Source organism: Micromonospora sp. NPDC000207, from assembly GCF_040300925.1.
In the GTDB taxonomy this organism is placed as follows: domain Bacteria; phylum Actinomycetota; class Actinomycetes; order Mycobacteriales; family Micromonosporaceae; genus Micromonospora.
In genome coordinates this window covers 39,486-60,997 of sequence record NZ_JBEPEQ010000013.1, presented here as the reverse complement: position 1 = coordinate 60,997, position 21,512 = coordinate 39,486, and the positions used below count along the sequence as shown (strand labels likewise).

General features: G+C 71.9%; 23 protein-coding genes. 14 read left to right on the top strand and 9 right to left on the bottom strand.

Features of this window, described 5'->3' with window-relative positions:
- Positions 1-98 precede the first annotated feature (98 nt).
- Entirely contained in the window at positions 99-479 is a 381-nt protein-coding gene (locus ABT336_RS05745) for a hypothetical protein (RefSeq protein WP_350895343.1), read from the top strand.
- Here ABT336_RS05745 and ABT336_RS05740 read toward each other — a convergent pair.
- Entirely contained in the window at positions 434-1,153 is a 720-nt protein-coding gene (locus tag ABT336_RS05740; RefSeq protein WP_350895342.1) for an MIP/aquaporin family protein, read from the bottom strand. The two genes, ABT336_RS05745 and ABT336_RS05740, sit on opposite strands and share 46 nt — an antisense overlap.
- A 164-nt stretch (positions 1,154-1,317) precedes the next feature.
- On the opposite strand from ABT336_RS05740, the gene ABT336_RS05735 reads away from it, so the two are divergent.
- Positions 1,318-1,602, top strand: a complete 285-nt coding sequence (locus tag ABT336_RS05735; RefSeq protein WP_350895341.1) for an adhesin — start codon at positions 1,318-1,320, stop codon at positions 1,600-1,602.
- 27 nt (positions 1,603-1,629) lie between these two features.
- Positions 1,630-2,514, top strand: a complete 885-nt coding sequence (locus ABT336_RS05730; protein WP_350895340.1) for a sulfotransferase domain-containing protein — start codon at positions 1,630-1,632, stop codon at positions 2,512-2,514.
- A gap of 101 nt (positions 2,515-2,615) precedes the next feature.
- Here ABT336_RS05730 and ABT336_RS05725 read toward each other — a convergent pair whose 3' ends face one another.
- The 3 genes from ABT336_RS05725 to ABT336_RS05715 form a co-directional block, all read right to left on the bottom strand.
- Entirely contained in the window at positions 2,616-3,152 is a 537-nt protein-coding gene (locus ABT336_RS05725) for a PepSY domain-containing protein (protein WP_350895339.1), read from the bottom strand.
- 120 nt (positions 3,153-3,272) lie between these two features.
- Complete coding sequence (locus tag ABT336_RS05720) at positions 3,273-4,577, bottom strand: sensor histidine kinase (RefSeq protein ID WP_350895338.1); 1,305 nt, start codon at positions 4,575-4,577, stop codon at positions 3,273-3,275.
- Positions 4,574-5,269 carry a response regulator transcription factor gene (locus ABT336_RS05715; protein ID WP_350895337.1) on the bottom strand — a complete coding sequence of 232 codons (696 nt, stop codon included), beginning with the start codon at positions 5,267-5,269 and terminating at the stop codon, positions 4,574-4,576. Before ABT336_RS05715 ends, ABT336_RS05720 begins: the two co-directional genes overlap by 4 nt.
- 103 nt (positions 5,270-5,372) lie before the next feature.
- Between ABT336_RS05715 and ABT336_RS05710 the strand changes: the two genes are divergently transcribed.
- The 6 genes from ABT336_RS05710 to ctaD all read left to right on the top strand — a co-directional run bounded on the left by ABT336_RS05710 (position 5,373) and on the right by ctaD (position 12,391).
- On the top strand, positions 5,373-5,915 hold the full coding sequence (locus ABT336_RS05710; protein WP_350895336.1) for a septum formation initiator: 543 nt from the start codon (positions 5,373-5,375) through the stop codon (positions 5,913-5,915).
- Between the two features lie 272 nt (positions 5,916-6,187).
- Positions 6,188-6,580 (top strand): cupin domain-containing protein, encoded by a 393-nt coding sequence (locus ABT336_RS05705; protein ID WP_350895335.1) that lies wholly within the window; start codon positions 6,188-6,190, stop codon positions 6,578-6,580.
- A gap of 39 nt (positions 6,581-6,619) precedes the next feature.
- The gene (locus ABT336_RS05700) at positions 6,620-8,401 is read left to right on the top strand and encodes a glycoside hydrolase family 15 protein (protein WP_350895334.1); all 1,782 of its coding nucleotides are present in this window, start codon (positions 6,620-6,622) and stop codon (positions 8,399-8,401) included.
- Positions 8,402-8,481: 80 nt separating this feature from the next.
- Complete coding sequence (locus tag ABT336_RS05695) at positions 8,482-9,267, top strand: aldo/keto reductase (RefSeq protein ID WP_350895332.1); 786 nt, start codon at positions 8,482-8,484, stop codon at positions 9,265-9,267.
- 112 nt (positions 9,268-9,379) lie between these two features.
- A complete protein-coding gene (locus ABT336_RS05690; RefSeq protein WP_350895331.1) occupies positions 9,380-10,492 on the top strand; it encodes an FAD-dependent monooxygenase in 1,113 nt (370 codons plus the stop codon).
- 141 nt (positions 10,493-10,633) lie between these two features.
- Positions 10,634-12,391 (top strand): aa3-type cytochrome oxidase subunit I, encoded by a 1,758-nt coding sequence (gene ctaD, locus ABT336_RS05685; protein WP_350895330.1) that lies wholly within the window; start codon positions 10,634-10,636, stop codon positions 12,389-12,391.
- A gap of 149 nt (positions 12,392-12,540) precedes the next feature.
- Here the strand turns inward: ctaD and ABT336_RS05680 are convergent, their stop codons facing one another.
- The 4 genes from ABT336_RS05680 to ABT336_RS05665 all read right to left on the bottom strand — a co-directional run bounded on the left by ABT336_RS05680 (position 12,541) and on the right by ABT336_RS05665 (position 17,444).
- Positions 12,541-14,070 (bottom strand): lactonase family protein, encoded by a 1,530-nt coding sequence (locus tag ABT336_RS05680; RefSeq protein ID WP_350895329.1) that lies wholly within the window; start codon positions 14,068-14,070, stop codon positions 12,541-12,543.
- Between the two features lie 128 nt (positions 14,071-14,198).
- A complete protein-coding gene (locus ABT336_RS05675; RefSeq protein WP_350895328.1) occupies positions 14,199-15,425 on the bottom strand; it encodes an MFS transporter in 1,227 nt (408 codons plus the stop codon).
- Between the two features lie 64 nt (positions 15,426-15,489).
- Entirely contained in the window at positions 15,490-16,071 is a 582-nt protein-coding gene (locus ABT336_RS05670; RefSeq protein WP_350895327.1) for a nicotinamidase, read from the bottom strand.
- Positions 16,072-16,157: 86 nt separating this feature from the next.
- Positions 16,158-17,444 carry a nicotinate phosphoribosyltransferase gene (locus ABT336_RS05665; RefSeq protein ID WP_350895326.1) on the bottom strand — a complete coding sequence of 429 codons (1,287 nt, stop codon included), beginning with the start codon at positions 17,442-17,444 and terminating at the stop codon, positions 16,158-16,160.
- A 126-nt stretch (positions 17,445-17,570) separates the two neighbouring features.
- On the opposite strand from ABT336_RS05665, the gene clpS reads away from it, so the two are divergent.
- Both clpS and ABT336_RS05655 read left to right on the top strand, forming a co-directional pair.
- The gene (clpS, locus tag ABT336_RS05660; RefSeq protein ID WP_350895325.1) at positions 17,571-17,861 is read left to right on the top strand and encodes an ATP-dependent Clp protease adapter ClpS; all 291 of its coding nucleotides are present in this window, start codon (positions 17,571-17,573) and stop codon (positions 17,859-17,861) included.
- Between the two features lie 2 nt (positions 17,862-17,863).
- Complete coding sequence (locus ABT336_RS05655; protein WP_350895350.1) at positions 17,864-18,361, top strand: DUF2017 domain-containing protein; 498 nt, start codon at positions 17,864-17,866, stop codon at positions 18,359-18,361.
- A 192-nt stretch (positions 18,362-18,553) separates the two neighbouring features.
- Here the strand turns inward: ABT336_RS05655 and ABT336_RS05650 are convergent, their stop codons facing one another.
- Positions 18,554-19,414, bottom strand: a complete 861-nt coding sequence (locus ABT336_RS05650; RefSeq protein ID WP_350895324.1) for an aldo/keto reductase — start codon at positions 19,412-19,414, stop codon at positions 18,554-18,556.
- A 165-nt stretch (positions 19,415-19,579) separates the two neighbouring features.
- Here ABT336_RS05650 and ABT336_RS05645 point away from each other — a divergent pair, with 165 nt between their 5' ends.
- The 3 genes from ABT336_RS05645 to ABT336_RS05635 all read left to right on the top strand — a co-directional run bounded on the left by ABT336_RS05645 (position 19,580) and on the right by ABT336_RS05635 (position 21,471).
- A complete protein-coding gene (locus ABT336_RS05645; protein ID WP_350895323.1) occupies positions 19,580-20,068 on the top strand; it encodes a M67 family metallopeptidase in 489 nt (162 codons plus the stop codon).
- A gap of 65 nt (positions 20,069-20,133) precedes the next feature.
- A complete protein-coding gene (locus ABT336_RS05640) occupies positions 20,134-20,496 on the top strand; it encodes a MoaD family protein (RefSeq protein WP_350895322.1) in 363 nt (120 codons plus the stop codon).
- Positions 20,497-20,505: 9 nt separating this feature from the next.
- The gene (locus ABT336_RS05635) at positions 20,506-21,471 is read left to right on the top strand and encodes a PLP-dependent cysteine synthase family protein (protein WP_350895321.1); all 966 of its coding nucleotides are present in this window, start codon (positions 20,506-20,508) and stop codon (positions 21,469-21,471) included.
- The last annotated feature ends 41 nt before the right edge of the window (positions 21,472-21,512 follow it).

Sequence of the window (21,512 nt, the reverse complement as noted above, 5' to 3'; positions counted from 1 at the left end):
CGGGACGGCACCCGGGACAGTTTGTCCGTCGTGGCCCCTGTCGACGGGCATAGCTTCGTGGATGGTCCGAACCGACATCCACTGTGGAGGACGTCCCGATGAGCAGCAGAGCGCTCCGTACCGCCCAACCCTTCGGTGAGGTGCTACGGGAGATCCCGCTGCCGCCGTACGTCACAGGTGAGGACGTCCAGTTCGCGGTCCGGGCGGTGGTGGTGCACGCGCCGCAACGGTGGTCGGGGGGCACCGTCTGCCGCAACGACGCCAACCCGTTCCCGTGCCGGCTGCACCGGTGGGGACGCCGGGTCCTGGCGCTGCGGGGCGTCTCCCCCGCCGCCGTCGACGAACTGGTCGAGCGGGGTGACCCGACCGCCCAGGTGCCGGTCGCCCCGGCGCTCCCCGGCGGTCAGGGCCGTGCTGCCCGGGGCCGACCGGGTCAGGGTTGGGCCGGTCTGGAGGCCTTGTCCGCGCCGCCCCAGTAGCGCGACCGGCGTTCCAGCACCAGGGGGGCGACGAGGGCGGCGAGCGCGCCCCCGAGCATGGGGAAGACGATGAAGAGCCAGAGTTGTCGCAGCGCCGCCCCGCCCTCGAAGATCGCCGGTCCGAAGGACCGGGCCGGGTTCACCGAGGTCCCGTCGAGGGTCAGGCCGACGAGCAGGGCCGCGCTGAGGGCCACCCCGATCGCCACCCCGGCGAGGCCGGCGTGCTCGGAACGACTTGTCACCACCAGGACCACCAGGACGAACAGGAAGGTCAGGATGGTCTCCAGGAACATCGCCCCGCCCCGGCTGATGTTCGCCCCGTACCCGTTGGTGCCCAACGCCCCGGTCTGGTCGGCCACCCCGCCCCACCGGGTCAGCGCCCAGAGGAAGAACGCGCCGACGGTGGCCCCGGCGAACTGGGCGATCCAGTAGGCGACCGCCCCGATCGGGGAGATCTTGCCGGCGATCAGGACACCGAGGGTGACCGCCGGGTTCAGGTGGCTGCCGGAGAGCGGCCCGAAGGTGTACACCAGCGCGATCAGGACGAACCCGAAGGCGAGGGCCACGACCACCACACCGCCCTGCACACGGGCGGCCACGGCGCTGCCCACGCCGAAGAAGATCAGCAGGAGCGTGCCGACGAATTCGGCCGTGTACCGCCTGGCATCGTCCATGGGGGTCAGCCTAGGAACGCCCACGTCGCCGGCCGGACAAAACCGAAGAATCGTGAAACCGTGTCACTCGTGCGAGATGTCGTTCTCGGCCGGGTAGTGTCGGTCGGGTAGGGCAACGTAACCGCGCTCGTCGTCGAGCCGAAGGATCCACGAGGAGTTTCGTCATGCTCACCATGACCGACAACGCCGTGCTGGTCATCCGGGACCTCGCCGCTCAGCAGGACGTCCTCGACGAGGGCGGGGTACGCATCGCCGCCGACTCCGAGGCGGGCTCCCTGACCATCGAACTGGTGCCGGAGCCCGTCCAGGGCGACCAGGTGGTGGACAACTCCGGTGCCCGGATCTTCCTCGACTCGGACGCCGCCGAACTGCTCAACGACTCCTCCGTCGACGCCGAGGTCGACGACGAGGGAGTCATCCAGTTCGGGTTCACCGAACGCGACGTCTAGTAAGCACCGGCCGACTACTGTCGCCCGGTGGATGTCGAACCGTACCGTTATCGATCGCCGGACGAGGACAGTGCCCGCTGGACCGGGTTCCCGTTCCGCGACGGCGACATCGTCGTCAGCACCCGGTCCAAGAGCGGCACCACCTGGATGCAGATGATCTGTGCCCTGCTGGTCTTCCGTTCCGTGGAACCGCCGGCACCGTTGCACAGGCTCTCGCCCTGGTTGGACTGGTTGGCCGAGCCCCGGGACGAGGTCCTGGCCCGGCTCGCCGCCCAGTCCCACCGCAGGTTCGTCAAGACCCACACGCCTCTGGACGGGGTGCCGCTGGACCCTCGGGCGACGTACGTGGTGGTCGCCCGGCATCCCCTCGACATGGCAGTCTCCCTCTACCACCAGTCGGCCAACCTGGATCAGGACCGGCTCCGGGAGCTGACCGGGCAACCCGAGCCCACCGGCGGGCAGGTCCGGCCCTCGGCGGCCGACTGGCTGCGGTCCTGGATCGACCAGGAGGTCGACCCCCGGGAGGAACTGGACTCACTGCCCGGGGTCCTGTTGCACCTGACCGACGCCTGGGCTCGGCGGAACCGGCCCAACGTCGTCCTGGTGCACTACAGCGACCTGCTGTCCGACCTGGCCGGTGAGATGCGTCGGCTGGCCGACCGGCTGGGCTTCGACGTGGCCGAGGGGGAGTGGCCCGCCCTGGTGGAGGCCGCCACCTTCACCCGGATGAGGGAGCGCGCCGACCGGCTCGCCCCCGACCCGGTCGGCGTGCTGCGGGACCGGGCGGCCTTCTTCCGGTCGGGCACCTCGGGCCAGGGCAGAGACCTGCTCGACCCCGCCGGCCTGACCCGTTACCGGCACCGGGTGGCCGCCCTCGCTCCACCGGACCTGGTGGCCTGGCTGCACCGGTGACCTGCGTACGCCGAGCGCGACGAAGGGCCCCGCCACGATCGTGGCGGGGCCCTTCGAACGCCTCGACGCCTGCGGCGTCACCGGGTGAGGCTCACCGGGGATCAGTCGTCGTCCCGGTCGTCATCGTCATCGTCGTCATCGTCGTCGTCATCGTCCCGGTCATCGTCATCGTCGTCGTCGACCGGCTCCTTCTCGGCCTTCACCACCGAGCCGTTCTCCCGGTCCACGTCGATCTCGTGCTCGGTGGTGCCGTTGACGATCTCGACACTCCACACCGGACGACCGTCCTCGCGCTCCCGGTCGATGTCGGTGATCCGGCCGCCACCGGCCTTGGCGAGGGCGATCTCCCCGGCCCGCTCCCGACTGATCTTGTCCTCGGCCGGTGCGCTGCTGGACCCGGGCGCGACAGACTCGGTCGACGTCGGGGTGGCCGCCCGGGTGGTGGCCGTCAGGCCCGGGGCGGGGGTCTCGGTCCCCGGAGCGACGGTCGGCTCGGTGGTGGCCGGGGTTTCGGTCGCCGCCACCAACGCGGTGTTCGCGCTGGAGTTCGAGGTCTTGTCGGCGGCGACGCTGCCCAGCGCCACCCCGGTGACCGACAGGACCGCCACACCGCCGATCGCCGCCAGCGCCAGAGACATCCGCTTCATGGTTCTCACTTCCCTTCCTCGGTTGCTGCAATCGAGGATCCGTCCTGGGCGGATAGCGGCGCGCTGTCCGAATGCTAAGGCCGGGTTAAGACCGTCGGACCGGGGTCGCGGTCAGGACGCCACTGGCGGGTTCGGGGTGTCGGGAGAGCGCGGTGGGCCGAGACGGAGCAGGATCTGCGCGCCGCCGGTCGGACCGTTGCGGATCTCCATGGCCCCGCCACTGGCCTGGGCGGCCCGCCGGGCGATGTCCAGGCCGAGCCCGGTGGAGTTGCCGTGGCTGGCACCCCGTCCGACGGTGTCGGCGGGAATGCCGGGCCCCTCGTCGGCGACGGTGAGCAACACCTGTCCGCCGTGCGGGGCGAGACTGACGGCGAACGGGGTCTCGTCGGGGGTGTGCGCGAAGACGTTGCCGAGCAGGGCGTCGACAGCCGCCTCCACCTCGTCGGCGGGCAGCCCCACCGGAAGCGGCCCCTCGGCCAGGTCGAGGGTGACGGTGCGGCCGGTGTCCTCGGCGAGGACGGACCAGAACTCCACCCGCTCGCCGACGATCGCCGCCGCGTCCGAGGCGGCCACCTCGGCGGTCGGGGTACGCCACCGGGCCTGCCGGATCACCCCGGTCACCGCCCGTTCCAGCCCGTCGACGGCGGCGGTGACCCGGGAGGCGTCCCCCGGGTCGCGCAGCGACTCGGCCTCCAACCTGAGTGCGGTCAGCGGCGTACGCAGCCGGTGCGACAGGTCGGCCACCTGCTCGCGTTCCTCCCGCAGCAGCACCTGGATCCGTCCGGCGAGATGGTTGAGCGCCCCCGCCACCTCGCGCAGTTCGGGTGGCCCGGCCGGCACGACACGGGCGTCGAGTTCGGCGTTGGCCAGCCGGTGCGAGACTGTGGAGAGATCGGTGATCGCCCCGACCAGGCTGCGGGCCAGCCGGTCGGCGACGGCCAACCCGATCAGCACCAACAGCAGACCGAGCAGGGCCAGGACCAGCCAGGCCCGGTCCACTCCACGGGTCAGCTCGGCGGCCGGCACCACGGTCCGGATCACCCCGGTCCCGTCCTGGCGGCCCTGGACCGCGATGACCACCTCCCGTCCCCCGTCGAACTCCGCGGTGAGGCTCTGCCCCAGGGCGGCGAGGTCCACGGCGGGGGTACGCGGGGCCGCCGCCCCGAGGACGGTCCCGTCGGGCAGGAAGACGCTCACCGACCGCCGCGAATCGACCACCAGTTGTTCGACGGTCAGCCGGACGGTCTCGTCGTCGGCCGTACCGACCACCTGCACCAGGCTCTGCGCGTCGGCGGTGGCCCGGACGGTCGCCCGGTCGGCGGTGACGTCCCGGATCAGCAGGGCCAGTGGCACCAGGAAGGCGGTCAGGACGAGCACTCCGACGGCGGCGGCCAGCAATGCCAGGCGGCCCCTCACGACTGGGCCCCGGGATCGGCCAGGCGCACCCCGACCCCGCGTACGGTGTGCAGGTACCGGGGCCGTTGGGCGCTCTCGCCGAGCTTGCGGCGCAGCCAGGACAGGTGCACGTCGACTGTCTTGTCAGCCCCGCCGTACGGGATCTGCCAGACCTCGGTCAGCAGTTCCCGTTTGGTGACCACCTGACCGGGGCGTCCGGCGAGGTGGTGCAGCAGGTCGAACTCGCGGGGGGTCAGCTCCACCGGCGTACCGTCCAGGGTCACCTGCCGGGACCGGGGGTCGACCCGCAGCCCCCCGACGGAGATCGTGGGGTCGTCGGCCTCGGCGGCGGACGGCCCGCGCCGCAGCACCGCGCGGATCCGGGCATCGAGCTGCGCGGCGGTGAACGGCTTCACCACGTAGTCGTCGGCGCCCGCGTCGAGCGCCCGGACGATCTCCGTCTCGTCGTCGCGGGCGGTGGCCACGATCACCGGTACCGCACTGACCGCCCGGAGCATCCGCAACAGCTCCCGGCCGTCCAGGTCGGGCAGGCCCAGGTCGAGGACGACCAGGTCGGGGCGGTCGTCCAGCGCGGAACGCAGCCCCTCCATCGCGGTGGAGGTCGCGGCCACGGCGTGGCCCCGCTCCCGCAACGCACGAACCAGAGGGGTACGGATGGTGAGGTCGTCCTCGACGAGCAGCAGGCGGGGCACACCAGGCAGGCTAGCGGGCCGGTCACCGGGGGCCCGCGTCCTTAACCCTCCTTTATCCCCCCGCTGATCCCGACCCAACGTCCGTTCGGGGATAGTCGGGGGCATGGGTCGACGCACACTCCTCGCCACCGTCGGATGGCTGGTCACCGCGGTTCTCGCCACCGGCATCGGGCTCGGGGCGATCCGGCTGGTCGGTGAGGGCATCACCGGCACCCCCGGCGGGGTCCTCAGCCAGGAGGAGATCGAACGGGCGTTGGCCAACCCGCCCCCGACCGTCCCGGGCGGCTCGACCACCTCGGGGAGCCCGGTCACGCCGGTAAGCCCGTCCACCACCCCGGGAGGCCCCGAACCCACCACCGGCGGATCCGAGGCACCGCCGTCGGCGACGGCCCCCGCCCCGACGGCCACCACACCGAGCGCCCCCCGGCGGGTCTTCGCCGTGGCGGGGGGATCCGTCGTGGCCGAGTGTCGGGGCACCGAGGCCCGGCTGGTCAGCTGGACGCCCGCCCAGGGTTACCGGACCACCGACGTCGACAGGGGGCCGGACGACGACGTCGACGTCACCTTCGAAGGGCCGGGCGGCGAGTACGAGCTGAAGGTGGAGTGTCAGGGCGGAATCCCGGTGGCCGTTCCCGACGACGACTGACCGACCTCCCCGGCCGTCGTGCCGCGGGCCGGACCCCGGACACGAGCGCACGGCGCCGTCCGACGGAGGTCGTGACGTCGCCGCGCTCTGGCCGTCTCCCACCCTCGCAGCCCAACGGCGGTACGCCGGCGGGGACCTGGCTCGTCCGGCACCAGTGCTCCGGACAGCCCTTCGATCCCCCTTTCCGGGGTCCCCAAACCCCCGATCGGCGAGACCTTCCACCATCTGCGAAGCCCGGCGTGGACCGGGCCGGGACCGGGTATGAAGCCGCCATGGAACATTTCACTATCGCCACCGTCGCCGAGAAGAGCCCGGACTTCCGGCGGGTGCTCTGGACCGGGCAGCAGACCCAGCTCGTCATCATGACGATCCCGCCGAACGGAGAGATCGGTGAGGAGGTCCACGAGGGCATCGACCAGATCCTGACCTTCGTCAGCGGCACCGGTGAGGCCCGGGTCGCCGGGGAGACGAAGGAGGTCGCCCAGGGCGACCTGGTGGTGGTGCCCGCCGGGACGAAGCACAACTTCGTCAACACCGGGCCGAACCCGCTGGTCCTCTACACGGTGTACGGGCCGCCGGAGCACGCCGACCAGGCGGTGCACCGGACCAAGGAGGAGGCCGACCGGGCCGAGGCGGCGGGCGAGGACGAGCCCCCGACCTCCTGACGTGGGTGAACCCGGCCCAGGGCGGGGTATCCGGGGCGGATGCAGCCTCCCGTCTCCGACTACGCGTTCCTGTCCGACTGCCGGTCGGGGGCGCTTGTCGGCCGGGACGGCTCCGTCGACTGGTGGTGCCCGACCCGGTTCGACGGACCCTCGGTCTTCGGTCGGCTCCTGGACCCCCGGGCCGGGCACTGGCGGATTGCGCCGACCCGGCCCGGACGGGTCGAGCGGCACTACCACCCGGGGACCCTGGTCCTGCGGACCGTGCACCACACCGAGCAGGGCAGCGTCGCTGTCACCGACACCCTCGCCGCCGAGCCCGGTGCCCGGGGGCACGAGCTGGGTCGGAACTCCCCGGCCGTCCTGCTGCGGGTGGTCGAGGGGCTGACCGGGCGGGTCCCCATGCGGTTGGACTACGCGCCCCGCCCGGAGTACGGGCAGCTCACGCCGTACCTGCACGAGGTGTTGGACGGGTCGGTCCTGGCCGCCGCCGGTCGGGTCACCCTCCTGTTGCGCGGTGGCGGGGTGACACTGCGCGCCGACCACGACCGGGTACGCCACGACTTCACAGTCTCGGCCGGGGAGACCGTCGCCTTCGACCTGGCGTACGCGCCCGCGTACGGGCATCCCCCGGCCCGACTGGAACCGGTGGCGGCGCTCGCCGACACGGTGGCGGCCTGGGAGGCGTTCCGGGAGACCCACCGGTACGACGGGGAGTACGCGGACCTGGTCCGGCACAGCGCGACGGTGCTGACCGGGTTGACGTACGCCCGCAGTGGCGCTGTCGTCGCGGCGGCGACCACCTCGCTGCCGGAGCGGATCAGTGGTGACCGCAACTACGACTACCGGTACTCGTGGTTGCGTGACTTCGCGATGACCATGCGGGCGCTCTGGGTGGCGGCCTGCCCGGAGGAGGCGGACCGGCTGTTCGCCTGGGCGGCCCGTTCGATCGGGCGGATCGGGGCGGCCCCGGTGCCGGTCCTGTTCGGTCTGGAGGGGGAGCGGTACCTCGCCGAGCACGACCTTGAGCACCTGCGCGGCTACGCCGACAGCCGCCCGGTACGGGTGGGCAACGGGGCGTGGCGGCAGCGGCAGCTCGACGTGCCGGGCGAGGTGATCCTGGCGGTGTGGCGGCTGCACGAGTACCTCGGCGAGACCTTCGCCCCCGAGCTGCGGGAGATGGTGGTCGACCTCGCCGAGCAGGTCGCGTCCACCTGGCACCTGCCCGACCGGGGGATCTGGGAGGCGCGGGACGCCGACCGGCACCACCTGTCGTCGAAGGTGTTCTGCTGGGTGGCGCTGGACCGGGCTGTGGCGTTGGCTCCCCGGTTGGGGGAGCGGGCCGATCCGAGCCGGTGGGCGGCGATCGCCGAGGAGATCCGGGCCACCGTGCTGCGGGACGGGTGGAACGAGGAGGCCGGCGCGTACACCGCCGTGTTCGGGTCGGCGGAGTTGGACGCCTCGGCCCTGGTGCTGCCGCTGGTCCGGTTCCTGCCCGCCACGGATCCCCGGATGCGGTCCACCATCGCGGCCGTCGAGCGGACGTTGGGCGTCGGCGACGGGCTGGTACGGCGCTGGTCGTCCGACCCGGCCGGGTTCGTGATGTGCTCGTTCTGGCTGGTGGAGTGTCTGGTGCTGGCTGGTGAACCGGACCGGGCGCGGGAGCTGTTCGAGCGGGTGTCGACCCACGTCAACGACGTCGGGTTGTTCAGTGAGCAGATCGACCCGACCACCGGGGCACAGCTGGGCAACACCCCGCAGGCGCTGTCGCACATCGGGTTGATCAGCGCGGCCTGGCGGCTGACCGAGCCGTCCACCGACTGAGGGTCCCCGGAACGTCCACCGTCACCGCGCCGGTCGGCCGGGGAGGATTCGTTGCCGTGACCAGGGGTAGAACACCGGCCATGACCCGCCTTGACCAGCCCACTGTCGCCCTCTCCGACGACGTACGGATGCCGCTGCTCGGTTTCGGGACCTGGCAGGCCACCGGGGAGCAGGGGTACGAGGCGGTCCTGGCCGCACTCGACGCCGGCTACCGGCACATCGACACCGCCACCATGTACGGCAACGAGGCGGAGGTCGGCCGGGCCGTCCGGGAGAGCGGGCTGCGCCGGGAGGACGTCTTCGTCACCACCAAACTGCCACCGGACCGGGTCGGCCGGGAACGGGAGACCATCGAGCAGAGCCTGCGGGCGCTCGGCCTCGACCAGGTCGACCTCTGGCTGATCCACTGGCCGCCCTCCGCCGGGTCGGAAAGCGTCCCGGTCTGGCGTGAGCTGCTCGCCGCCCGGGACGCGGGCCTGACCAGGGCGGTCGGGGTGAGCAACTACGACACCACCCGGCTCGACGAGTTGACCGAGGCGACCGGGGAGGCCCCGGCGGTCAACCAGATCAAGTGGAGCCCCTCGCTGTACGACAGGCAGCGGCACCGGGAACACCGGGACCGGGGGATCGTGCTGGAGGGGTACAGCCCCTTCAAGAGCACCGACCTGGCCGACCCCGTGCTGACCCGGATCGCCGCCGCACACGACGTCTCCCCGGCCCAGGTGGTGCTCCGGTGGCACGTCGACCACGAGATCGTGGTGATCCCCAAGTCGGTCACACCGGATCGGATCAGGGCCAACGCCGACATCTTCTCCTTCTCCCTCACCGCCGAGGAGATGCGCGACATCGACGCGCTCGGGAGGTGACCACGACCTCCCCGGACGGCCCGTCCGTCGACCGCCTCTGGCGTGCGACGATCGCACGGAGTAGTGTCTTGCCTTCAACGCGTCCCGCACCCCCTCGGAGGCGTACACCGCGATGGGTGGTTCCCCCCTGCGTGTCCTCATCGTCGGCGCGGGCGTCGCCGGGCTGGCCGTGGCCCGGGCACTGCGAATGGCCGGCATCCGGCCCGACGTCACCGAGAAGCGCCCCCCGACCGACCTCGTCGACACCGGTCTCTACCTGCCCGGAAACGCCGCCCGAGCGTTGCGTCGACTCGACCTCGACGGCCCCGTACGCCCCCTCGGGCAGCTGATCCACAGACAGCGGTTCCTGGACGTCACAGGTGACCAGCTCTGCGAGGTCGACCTCGGTTCACTCTGGAACGGCGTCGGTGAGTGCCGCGCCCTGCCCCGCCTCGAACTGCACCGGGTGCTGCTCACCGGGGCCGGCGGGGCGGTCCGGCACGGCGCCGAGGTCACCGGTGTCGACGTCCTCCCCGACCGGGTCGGGGTCACCTTCGGCGACGGCACCACCGGCGAGTACGACCTGCTGATCGGGGCCGACGGGCCCCGCTCGTCGGTGCGTACCCTGGCGGCCCTCGGAGGGCCGGCCCGCCCGGCCGGTCAGGTCGTCTACCGGGCAGTGCTGCGGGGCGGCCCCCGGGTCACCGAGTGGACCGCCCTGCTCGGTCAGCGCTCCGGTTTCCTGGTCGTCCCGATCGGGGCCGGTCGGCTCCACGTCTACGCCGACGAGGCCGGCACCGACCTGCCCGCCGACCCCCGGGCTCGACTCCGTGAACTCTTCGCCGGGTACGGCGGCCCGGTGCCGCAGGTCCTGGACGCCCTGACCGACGTGGAGATCCACGCCGAGCGCACCGACGAGGTCGAACTCGGTCGCTGGTCACGGGGGCGGGTGCTGCTGGTGGGGGACGCCGCCCACGCCACCGCCCCGACCCTGGCCCAGGGGGCGGCGATGGCGCTGGAGGACGCCGTGGTGCTCGCCGACTCGCTGGCCGGTTCCGACACCGTCGAGGCGGCGCTCATCGCGTACGAGGGTCGCCGTCGGCCGCGTACCCGATGGGTGCGGGACCGGACCCGGGACCGCAACCGGACCCGTGACGTGCCGCCGGCGCTGCGTGATCCCCTGCTGCGCGGACGGGGCGGACGCATCTTCGGAGAGCACTACCGGCTCCTCGTCGACCCGCTGTGATCGACCGGACGGCATGCGGTGTCACCCCGCCGCACCCCCGAACCGCGTTCCGACCTGCCGGGGACTATCCTCCTTGCGGATGACGGCTCGCAGATCAACAGTGCGCAGCCGAGCGGGACAACCGAGAACCGGAGGCCATTCGTGACCACCGTCGCACCCAAGCCGGTCGTGACCCGGCCCTGGCCGGTCCGAGAGCCGGTCAAGGGGTCGGCCCTCGCGCGGTTGCTGCGCACCACGGACGCGAAGCAGATCGGGATCATGTACATGATCACCGCGTTCGTGTTCTTCATGATCGGTGGCCTGATGGCCCTGATCATGCGGGCCGAGCTGGCCTTGCCCGGGATGCAGTTCCTCTCCCCGGAGCAGTACAACCAGCTGTTCACCATGCACGGCACGATCATGCTGCTCTTCTTCGCGACGCCGATCGTGTTCGCCTTCGCCAACTACGTCGTGCCGTTGCAGATCGGTGCTCCCGACGTCTCCTTCCCCCGGCTGAACAGCTTCGCCTACTGGCTCTACCTGTTCGGCGGCACGATCGCGGTGGCGGGCTTCCTCACCCCGGGTGGGGCCGCCGACTTCGGCTGGACCGCCTACACACCGCTGAGCAGCGTCGAGCACTCCCCGGGCGTCGGCGCCAACATGTGGATCGTTGGTCTGGCCATCTCCGGTCTGGGCACCATCCTCGGCGCGGTCAACCTGATCACCACGATCCTGACCCTGCGGGCACCGGGCATGACCATGTTCCGGATGCCGATCTTCACCTGGAACATGCTGGTCACCAGCCTCCTGGCGATCCTGGTCTTCCCGCTGCTGGCCGCCGCGCTCTTCGCGCTCGCCGCCGACCGCATCCTCGGTGCCCACATCTACGCCCCCGAGACCGGCGGCCCGATGCTCTGGCAGCACCTGTTCTGGTTCTTCGGTCACCCCGAGGTGTACATCATCGCGCTGCCGTTCTTCGGCATCATCAGCGAGATCATCCCGGTCTTCTCCCGTAAGCCGATCTTCGGTTACAAGGGTCTGGTCGCCGCGACCATCGCCATCGCCGCCCTGTCGATGAGCGTCTGGGCGCACCACATGTTCGCCACCGGCCAGGTGTTGCTGCCGTTCTTCAGCTTCCTGAGCTTCCTGATCGCCGTACCGACGGGGATGAAGTTCTTCAACTGGATCGGCACCATGTGGCGGGGCCAGATCAGCTTCGAGACCCCGATGCTGTTCGCCGTCGGCTTCCTGGTGACGTTCCTCTTCGGCGGCCTCAGCGGTGTGCTGCTGGCCAGCCCGCCGCTCGACTTCCACCTGCACGACAACTACTTCGTGGTGGCGCACTTCCACTACGTGCTGTTCGGCACGATCGTGTTCGCCGTCTTCGGCGGGATCTACTTCTGGTTCCCGAAGATGTTCGGCCGGATGCTCGACGAGCGCCTCGGCAAGGTGCACTTCTGGCTCACCATGATCGGCTTCCACACCACCTTCCTGGTGCAGCACTGGCTCGGCAACGAGGGCATGCCCCGGCGGTACGTCGACTACCAGGACATCGACGGCTGGACGACGCTGAACATGATCTCCACGATCGGCGCGTTCATCACCGGTATCTCCACGCTGCCGTTCATCTACAACTGCTGGAAGTCGTACAAGGCCGGCCCGGTGGTCGAGGTCGAGGACCCGTGGGGCCACGGCAACTCGCTGGAGTGGGCGACCAGCTCCCCGCCGCCGCTGCGCAACTTCGACAAGATGCCCCGGATCCGGTCCGAGCGCCCGGCGTTCGACTACAAGTTCCCGGAGCTGGCCGCCGGTGGCCAGTCCCTGGCCGGTCCCCCCGAGGGCGGTTCCAAGCCGCTGACCAGCGAGTCCAACGGTGGTGCCAGCTACCAGGAGGACACCGCGACCCTCGACCGGAACTGACGCGACAAGCCCCGACGGCGCCGCACCCCTGTGGGGTGCGGCGCCGTCGCCGTCGTACCCACTGCGGCCCGGCCTGGTGGGGGCGGGCGGGTCCCGGCCTGGGCGGGCACCAGGGCGTCGCCCGGGAGGTCCGCCGGCCGCCCCCGGACTCAGCCGGTCAGGCCCAGGCTGACCAGCACCGCGCCCCGGTACAGCGGCACCGGTTCACCGGTGCCGTCCAGCCGGACCAGCACGATCTGACTGCCCGCTCCCCGGGCCCGCAACCCTCCCGCCGGCCGCAGTGACACCAGCAGGTGCGCGCCGTCGGGGGTGGGCAGGAGATGGGACACCACCTGGTCGTCGGTGGCCCCGGTGGCCACCTCGACCCGCTCGCCGTCCACCCCGCCCACCAGCAGCCGGTCCTCACGGGTGCCGCCGTCGCCGTCGTCGAACCGGTGGACCAGCCGCCCGTCGGGCAGTCCCAGGGCCGGGCGGACTCCCTGCGGGGCGGTCACCGCCCGCCCCCGGGCGTCCAGGCTCACCGACTCGCCACCCGGCTGGAAGGTGATCGTCCGGTCGACGACCCGGACGGAGCTCGCGGCGATCGATCCGGGTGCCGCAGTGAGCCGGCCCTCACCCAGGTCGACAGTCCACACCCGGACCGGACGGGCCTCGTTCCGGTCGCCGCCGACCGACTCGGCGACCACCGCGTGGGCGTCGTCGGCCACCGCCACCACCTGCCCCCGAGGGGTGTCCGCCCCGGTCACCGGGCGCACCGTACCGGTGGCCAGGTCCAGCAGCACCAGCCGGTAACCCTCACTCGGCACGGAGACCAGTGCCCGGGTGCCGTCGGGGGTGAACGTGACACTCCCGACCGGGCCGAGCAGATCCCGGACCGTCCCGTCCACACCCACCCGGGTCAACCGGCGTTCCCGCTCGACCAGGCGCACGTACGCGTAGCCGCCGGGGCCGACCGCACCCTGCGGCGTACCCCGGGCCGTCCGGGCCTGTGTCGGTGTCGTCGCGCCGGAGGTGGTGTCCACGACCGCCACCCGGTCGGTGCCGGCCCCGGAGACGAAGAGGTACCGCCCGTCCGGGGTCACCCCGAACGGGGCGTCGGGAAGCTCGACCCCGGCGCTCGGCACCCCCGTCGCCAGGTCGACGCCGCCCCACCGTCGGTCCGGGGTGTTCGACCACAGGATCCCCCCGGTCGGCGCGGCGGTGCACCTGGCCTCGGTGGCGGGCTGGCGGATCTGCCCGTCCCGGCGGACCACCAGACACCGGCTGCCGGTGAACGCCAGGTCGGTGCCGACCGCTGTGACGGTGTCGGCCGAGCTGTGCTCGGGCAACTCCGTGTCGTGCAGCCGGCCGTCGACGACGAAGGCGTCCCGGGGGTCCTCGGCGAGCCCTCGCGCCACAGTCGGGGCCAGGGGGTCCCCGACCCCCACCCGGACGTGCCGACGGGCCGGCGACACCCCGCTCAGGTCGTCGCCGAAGCGGTCGACCGGGTACAACCCCTGAAGGTCGGAGCGGCGGTCGTCGGGCACGTCACCGAGGAGGACGGCCGGGCCCAGGCCGGTCACGCCCGGGGGCAGCTCACCCACCCGGACCGGCCCACCATCGTCGGTCGGCCCGGAGCAGGCGACCAGTCCACCCATGCCCGCTGCCAGGAACACCGCCACCACCCGCCGACCACCCATGGGGCCATCCTGCCCGCCGTCGGCAACCCCGGCCGGTCAGCGCGGAGTCGCCCGCCCTCGAACCCCGGCCGGTCAGCGCAGGTTCGCCCGCCGCCGTACCCGGCGGGTCGGGGCAGGGGCCGGGCGGTTCAGTGACCGACGTCGACCGGGACGAGACCGGGGGCCTTCGACGTCGGCGGAAGCCTGTCGGACCGGCGACGACGCAGCTCCACCGGGAGGACGGCGAGCGCGACGAGGAGCCCCAGTACGCCGGTGACCACGAAACCCCACAGCGGGGCGGTACGGTCGATGACGGCACCGGCCAGCGGAGCACCCACCGCCATCCCGACGGTGACAGCCGAGCCGTGCAATCCCATCACCATCCCGCGCACGTCCGCCGGGGCGAGGGTGCTGACCAGGTCGGCGGTGGCCGCGAGGGTCGGTGCACAGAGCATCCCCGCCGGGATCAGCGCCAGACAGAGCAGCCACCACGCCCCACCGCCGAGCCCCACCGGGACGGTGCAGGCACTCAGGCCGACGAGCAGCAGCAGCGGGGAGACCGACCGGTTGAGCGACCCGTAGGTGAAGCCGCCGACGAGGGAGGCGACCGCCCACCCGGCGAGCACCACACCGGTCCACCCGACAGCCCCGTTCTCCCGGAGGACGGCGACCACAGCGACGTCGGTGCCCGCCAGGACCACGGTGGCGGCGGCGCTGATCGCCAGGACGGCGAGCAGGCGGGGGTTGAGCCACTCCCGGTAGGGCAACCGGCGCGGCGGTAGTGCCGCCTCCCCGGCGCTACGGACCGGCGGGTCGAGCAGCCAGAGGACGACCCCGGAGACGACGATCCCGACGCCCACCGCCCAGAGGGTGGCCCGCGCCGAGACGGTGGTGGCCACCGCCACCGCCAGGGCGGGACCCATCATGAACGAGAGCTCGGTCGACATGGTGTCGAGTGCGTACGCCGGACGACGGCGCTCCGGCGGGACGAGCGCGGCGATCGACTGACGGATCACCGAGAAGACCGGCAGCGCCAGCAGGCCGGCGAGGAACGCGGCCGGCAGGAGCAGGGTGTACGACAGGGCCGCCGCCGAGGTCCAGAAGACCGCCTCGGCGACGGTGGTCAGGGCCACCACCGGGCGGAGTCCGTACCTGTCGATCAGCCGCCCCAGCACAGGATTGCCCAGCGCGGCCCCCACAGTGAGGGCCGCGCCCACCAGACCCGCCGCGCCGTACCCCCGACCCAGTTCGAGGACGACGTAGAACGTCACTGTGACACCGGCCGACGCCATCGGCAGCCGGGCGAAGACCGAGACCAGCAGCAGCGACCGGAGACCGGGCAGCGACAGCGCCTCCCGGTAGGGCTTCAGATTCATGGTGATGCGTACCTCCGGGCGTCATCTTCGACCCCGGATACGACATCCACCAATCACTTTCCGGTTATGCGCTCTGGATCACAGGGGTGCCCCGCAGCGTCACCCCGGCCCCCTCCATCGCCCGCAGCGCCACGTCGGTGGTGGCGGGGGCCACGGCGGCGGTCAGGTCGAGCAGGACGGTCGTGGCGAACCCCTCCCGGGCGGCGTCCAGGGCGGTGGCCCGGATGCAGTGGTCGGTGGCGATCCCGACCACGTCGACCCGGTCCACGTCGTGTCGGCGCAGCCAGTCGGCCAGTCCCTCGCCGTCGGTGGCGTGCCCCTCGAACCCCGAGTACGCGGCGGCGTGCTCGCCCTTGTGGAAGATCTTCTCGATCCGGCCGGTCTCCAACTCGGGGTGGAAATCCGATCCGGTGGTCCCCACCACGCAGTGCCGGGGCCACGAGTCGACGAAGTCCGGCGGGTCGCCGAAGTGGGCGCCCGGATCCACGTGGTAGTCCTTGGTCGCCACCACGTGGTCCCACCGGTCCGGCTCGGCGGCGAGCAGCCGGGAGACGGCGGCCGCCACCCCGGCCCCGCCGCTGACGGCCAGGGATCCGCCCTCGCAGAAGTCGTTCTGCACGTCCACGATGATCAGTGCACTGCCCACCGGGGTTCTCCTCTCGCTCTGCGGGGCCGACCTCAGCCCCGGGGTACGACTGCGGGCCGTCTCGGCTTCGACCCGGGTACGCCGCCTCAGCTCCCGGGTACGACGGTGACCGGGATCGCCGGGTCCCCGGCGGAGAGCTTCAGTCCCTCCCAGGGGATCGAGATCAGGCACTGCCGCAGGTGTTCCCGGGACTCGTCAAGCGACGGCAGGTCGACGGGTTCGCCGTCGGCGACGTACGTCCGCTGCAGCAGTCGGTCGTGGGGCCGCTGGTCGGGTACGCCCTGCGTGACCACGATCTCCTCGACGGCGGTGCCGGTCGGCTTGTGACGTCTAACCGCCACCTTCCGGCCGCCGATGGTGGCCTTGTGCTCGGAGCGCTTCACCACCGGCCGTCCCGTGACCTCGACCAGCTTGTAGACGAGGCTCGCGGTGGGGGCACCGGAGCCGGTGACCACGGAGGTGCCGGCGCCGTACATGTCGACGGGTTCGGCGGCCAACGCGGCGATCGCGTACTCGTCGAGGTCCCCCGAAACGATGATCTTGGTTTCGGTGGCACCGAGGGAGTCGAGCAGCTGCCGGGACTGCTGGGCGATCACCGCCAGGTCCCCGGAGTCGATCCGGACCGCCCGCAGCTGCGGACCGGCCACCTCGATCGCGTTGCGGATGCCCTGACTGATGTCGTAGGTGTCGACGAGCAGTGTGGTGTCCCGCCCCAACGTGGCGACCTGGGAGGCGAAGGCGGTCCGCTCGTCGTCGTGCAGCAGGGTGAAGGCGTGTGCGGCGGTGCCGGCGGTGGGGATGCCGTACCGCTCGCCGGCGGCGAGGTTGGAGGTGAACCGGAAACCGGCAAGGTAGGCGGCGCGGGCGGCGGCCACCGCGGCCTCCTCGTGGGCCCGCCGGGACCCCATCTCGATGAGCGCCCGGCCCCGGGCGGCGGTCACCATCCGGGCCGCCGCGGCGGCCACCGCGCAGTCGTGGTTGAGCACCGACAGGATCAGGGTCTCCAGCACCACGCACTCGGCGAACCCGCCGGAGACGGTGAGGATCGGGGAGCCCGGGAAGAACAGCTCGCCCTCGGCGTACCCCTCGATGTCGCCGGTGAAGCGGTAGTCGGCCAGCCAGGCGGCGGCGGCCTCGTCCACCACCCCGGTACGGCGCAGGAAGTCGACCTCGGCCTCGGAGAAGCGGAAGTCGCGGATCATCTCGATCAGCCGACCGGTGCCCGCCACCACCCCGTAGCGCCGACCGGTGGGGAGTCGACGGCTGAACACCTCGAAGACGCACTGCCGGTCGGCCGTGCCGTCGCGCAGCGCGGCGCTGACCATGGTCAGCTCGTAGTGGTCGGTCAGCAGCGCAGGGCGAAAGGTGCTCACGTCCCCAGCCTAGAGTTCGTCCGCACGTCGTGGTGGAGGGCCCGGTCGTCGGTCGCATTCGGCATTCGCCGGATCACCCGGGGTTCCGGTTCATCGGTTCGCCCGATCCGGTGGCACGATGGTGGCATGGCGGTTCCACAGGTTGCCCCGGTCGAGACGCCGGCCACCGACGCGATGCCGGAGACCGACCGGCCCTGGGTGACGGTCGTGTGGGACGACCCGGTCAACCTGATGACGTACGTGACATGGGTGTTCCAGAAGCTCTTCGGCTACAGCCGGGAGCGGGCCGAGCAGCTGATGCTCGACGTGCACCACAAGGGGCGGGCGGTGGTCTCCAGCGGGGCTCGGGAACGGATGGAGCACGACGCGTCCCAGCTGCACGCGTACGGCCTGTGGGCGACGGTGGAGCGGTCGTGAGCATGTTCCGCCGCCGGGGCGACCGGTACGTGGCGACCTTCGCCGTCGACGAGGTACGAGTGCTGCACAAGGTCGCCTCCGAGGTGGTCGGACTGCTCACCGACGGCTTCGACTACTCCGATCCGGTGGTCGGTCGACTCTTCCCCGAGGTCTACCCGGAGGACACCGAGGGCACCGAGGAGTTCCGCCGCTACACCGAGGGCGACCTCAAGACGGCCAAGATCGACCAGGCCGGGGCGATCCTGGCGGCGCTCCCGGACGAGTCCGGTGGCGAGGTACGCCTCGACGCCGAGGCGGCCGAGGCCTGGCTGCGGGCGCTCAACGACGCCCGGCTGGCGATGGGGGTACGGCTGGAGGTCAAGGACGGCACCGATCTGGGCGCCGAGCTCGACGACGCGGTCGCCGCCGACCCGACCTCCTCGCGGGTGTTCCAGCTCTCCGTCTACGCCTATCTCGGATACCTCCAGGAATCCCTGCTCAACGCCCTCGTCGAGGGGTGAGGGGGAGCCTCCCCGGACCGACCGGCCGGCCGGTGTCCGCCCCGGGACCGACCGGCCAGCCGGTGGAGCGCCGGCCGAAGACGTGCCGGTCGCCCGGTGACGTGCCGGTCGCCCGGTGACGTGCCGGTCGGCCCGGGTGTCCGGAGAGCCGCCCGGTGACGTGCCGGTCGGTCCGGGTGGTGAGCGCGTCGGTCAGGCCGCGTTGAGGGCGGCAAGCTCCCGCTCGTCGAGGGTCAGGTCACCGGCGGCGGCCGAATCCCTGATCGTCTCCGGACGGCTGGCCCCCGGAATCGGCACGACGACCGGGGCCAGGGCGAGCTGCCAGGCCAGGCAGACCTGCTGCGGGCTGACCCCGCGCGCCTGGGCGATCTCGGCGAAGGGCCGGAACCGGCCGCCCAGGTCCCCGGCGCGGCCGATGCCGCCCAGCGGTGACCAGGGCAGGAAGGCCAGGCCAAGCTCGGCGCAGAGTCGCAGCTCCTGCTCGCTGGTGCGGAACTCCGGGGAGAACTGGTTCTGGACGGCGGTCAGCCGGTCACCGAGGATGTCGTGGGCCTGACGGATCTGGTCCGGGTCGGCGTTGGAGATGCCTGCCATCCGGATCTTGCCGGCGTCGGCGAGGTCGCGCAGCGCCCCGATCGACTCCGCGTACGGGACCCGGGGGTCCGGTCGGTGGAACTGGTACAGCCCGATCGCGTCGACGCCGAGCCGGGCCAGGGAGGCGTCGCAGGCCGCCCGGAGGTATTCGGGGGAGCCGTTGAGCCCCCACTCCGACTCACTGGGACGGGTGTGCCCGCCCTTGGTGGCGACGAGGACGCCGGAGGTGTCCCCGCCGTAGTCGGCCAGGGCCTGGGCGATGAGCGACTCGTTGTGCCCGAAGTCCTGCGAGCCGAGCGAGTACGCGTCGGCGGTGTCGATGAACGTCACCCCGGCGTCGAGCGCGGCGTGGATGGTCCGGACGGATCGGTCGGTGTCGGGCCGACCGGCGATCGACATCGGCATCCCGCCGAGTCCGACCGCTCCGACCTGCACCCCGCCGATGCGGCGTTGCTGCATGTGATCTCCTCACGTCTCGGCTGGCTTCCGTGGTCTGCGTACCCGCCCACCCCGGGGTGGAAAACGAACACTTCCGGGTCGGGAGACGAAGTTTTCCGCCCGGCGGCTGGGAAGGTGACGGCAGCCACTTCGGCCTTCGCTTCGGCAGGGGTTACGCTGGGCCACGTGCTGAGCATCGACCGGTCGATCGTCGACGCGATCGTCGCCCACGCGCGTCGTGACCACCCCGACGAGGCGTGCGGCGTGGTCGCCGGCCCCGTGGGCACCGACACCCCCACCCGGCACATCCCGATGGACAACGCGGCCCGCTCGATGACGTTCTACGAGTTCGACTCGATGGAGCACCTGCGGGTCTGGCGCGAGATGGACGACCGGGACGAGGAGCCGGTGGTCATCTACCACTCGCACACCGCCACCGAGGCGTACCCGTCCCGGACGGACATCTCCTTCGCCGGTGAGCCCGACGCGCACTACCTGCTCGTCTCCACCCGGGAACCGGACACCGAGGAGATCCGCTCGTTCCGGATCGTCGACGGCGTGGTCACCGAGGAGGAGGTCCGGATCCTGGACGCCGCGGTGGACCCGCACGCGGTCCAGTCGTACTTGTTCGGGCAGACCCCGGCGACGGTCGACTACGAGTGTTCGGGCCGCTGACCCTCCAGCACCAGCCCGACCCGTTCCCGTCACCGAAGTCAATCCGATCGAGGAGTCAGCCAGTCATGGCCATCGAAGTTCGCATCCCCACCATCCTGCGCAGCTACACCGGCGGCGCGAAGGTCGTCGAGGGGTCCGGTGAGACCCTCGCCGACCTGCTGACCGACCTGGACTCGCGGCACGGCGGAATCAAGGGGCGGCTGGTCACCGAGACCGGCGCGCTGCACCGGTTCGTCAACGTCTACGTCAACGACGAGGACGTCCGCTTCCTCGGCGCGCTCGACGCCAAGCTCGCCGACGGCGACAGCGTCACCATCCTGCCCGCCGTGGCCGGTGGTGCGTTCGGGTTCGCGGCGGCGGCGGCGATCGCCTCGTACGCGGCGTCGGTGGCGGGCACTGACGCCCGTCGGCTCTCCGCCACCCGCTGACGGCCCGCCATGGCCAGGTACGAGAGCCTGCTCGACGCCTGTGGCGGTACGCCCCTGATCGGTCTTCCCCGGCTCCGGCCGACGGTGGCCGACGGGGCACCGCCGGTTCGGCTCTGGGCGAAGCTGGAGGACCGGAACCCGACCGGCAGCATCAAGGACCGGGCGGCCCTGTACATGGTCCGCGCGGCCGAGGCCGCCGGTCGGCTCCGCCCCGGCGACACCATCCTGGAGCCGACCAGCGGCAACACCGGTATCTCGCTGGCCATGGTGGCGAAGCTGCGGGGCTACCGGGTGGTCTGCGTGATGCCGGAGAACGTCTCCGCCGAGCGGGTCCAGCTGCTCCGGATGTACGGCGCGGAGATCATTTTCTCGCCGGCGGCGGGCGGCTCCAACCAGGCGGTGGCGGTGGCCAAGCAGATCGCCGAGGAGCACCCCGACTGGGTGATGCTCTACCAGTACGGCAACGAGGCCAACGCCCGGGCACACTACGAGACCACCGGCCCGGAGCTGCTGCGGGACCTGCCGACGATCACCCATTTCGTGGCCGGTCTGGGCACCACCGGGACACTCATGGGGACGGGACGGTACCTGCGGGAGAAGGTCGAGGGGATCCAGGTCGTCGCGGCGGAGCCCCGCTACGGTGAACTGGTCTACGGCCTGCGCAACATCGACGAGGGTTACGTCCCCGAGTTGTACGACGCGACTGTGTTGTCCCGCCGGTTCTCCGTCGGCACCCGGGACGCGGTGCTGCGTACCCGGCAGTTGGTCGAGGTGGAGGGGATCTTCGCGGGCTTCTCGACCGGGGCGATCCTGCACGCGGCGCTGGCCGTGGCGCACGAGGCGGTCCGGGACGGCCGCGCCGCCGACGTGGCCTTCGTGGTCTGCGACGGCGGCTGGAAGTACCTGTCCACCGGGGCGTACGGCGGCACCCTCGCCGACGCCGAGGAGGCCCTCGAAGGCCAGCTCTGGGCCTGAGCGTTCGGTTGGGGCCCGGTTCGGCGAGTCGCCGGGCCGGG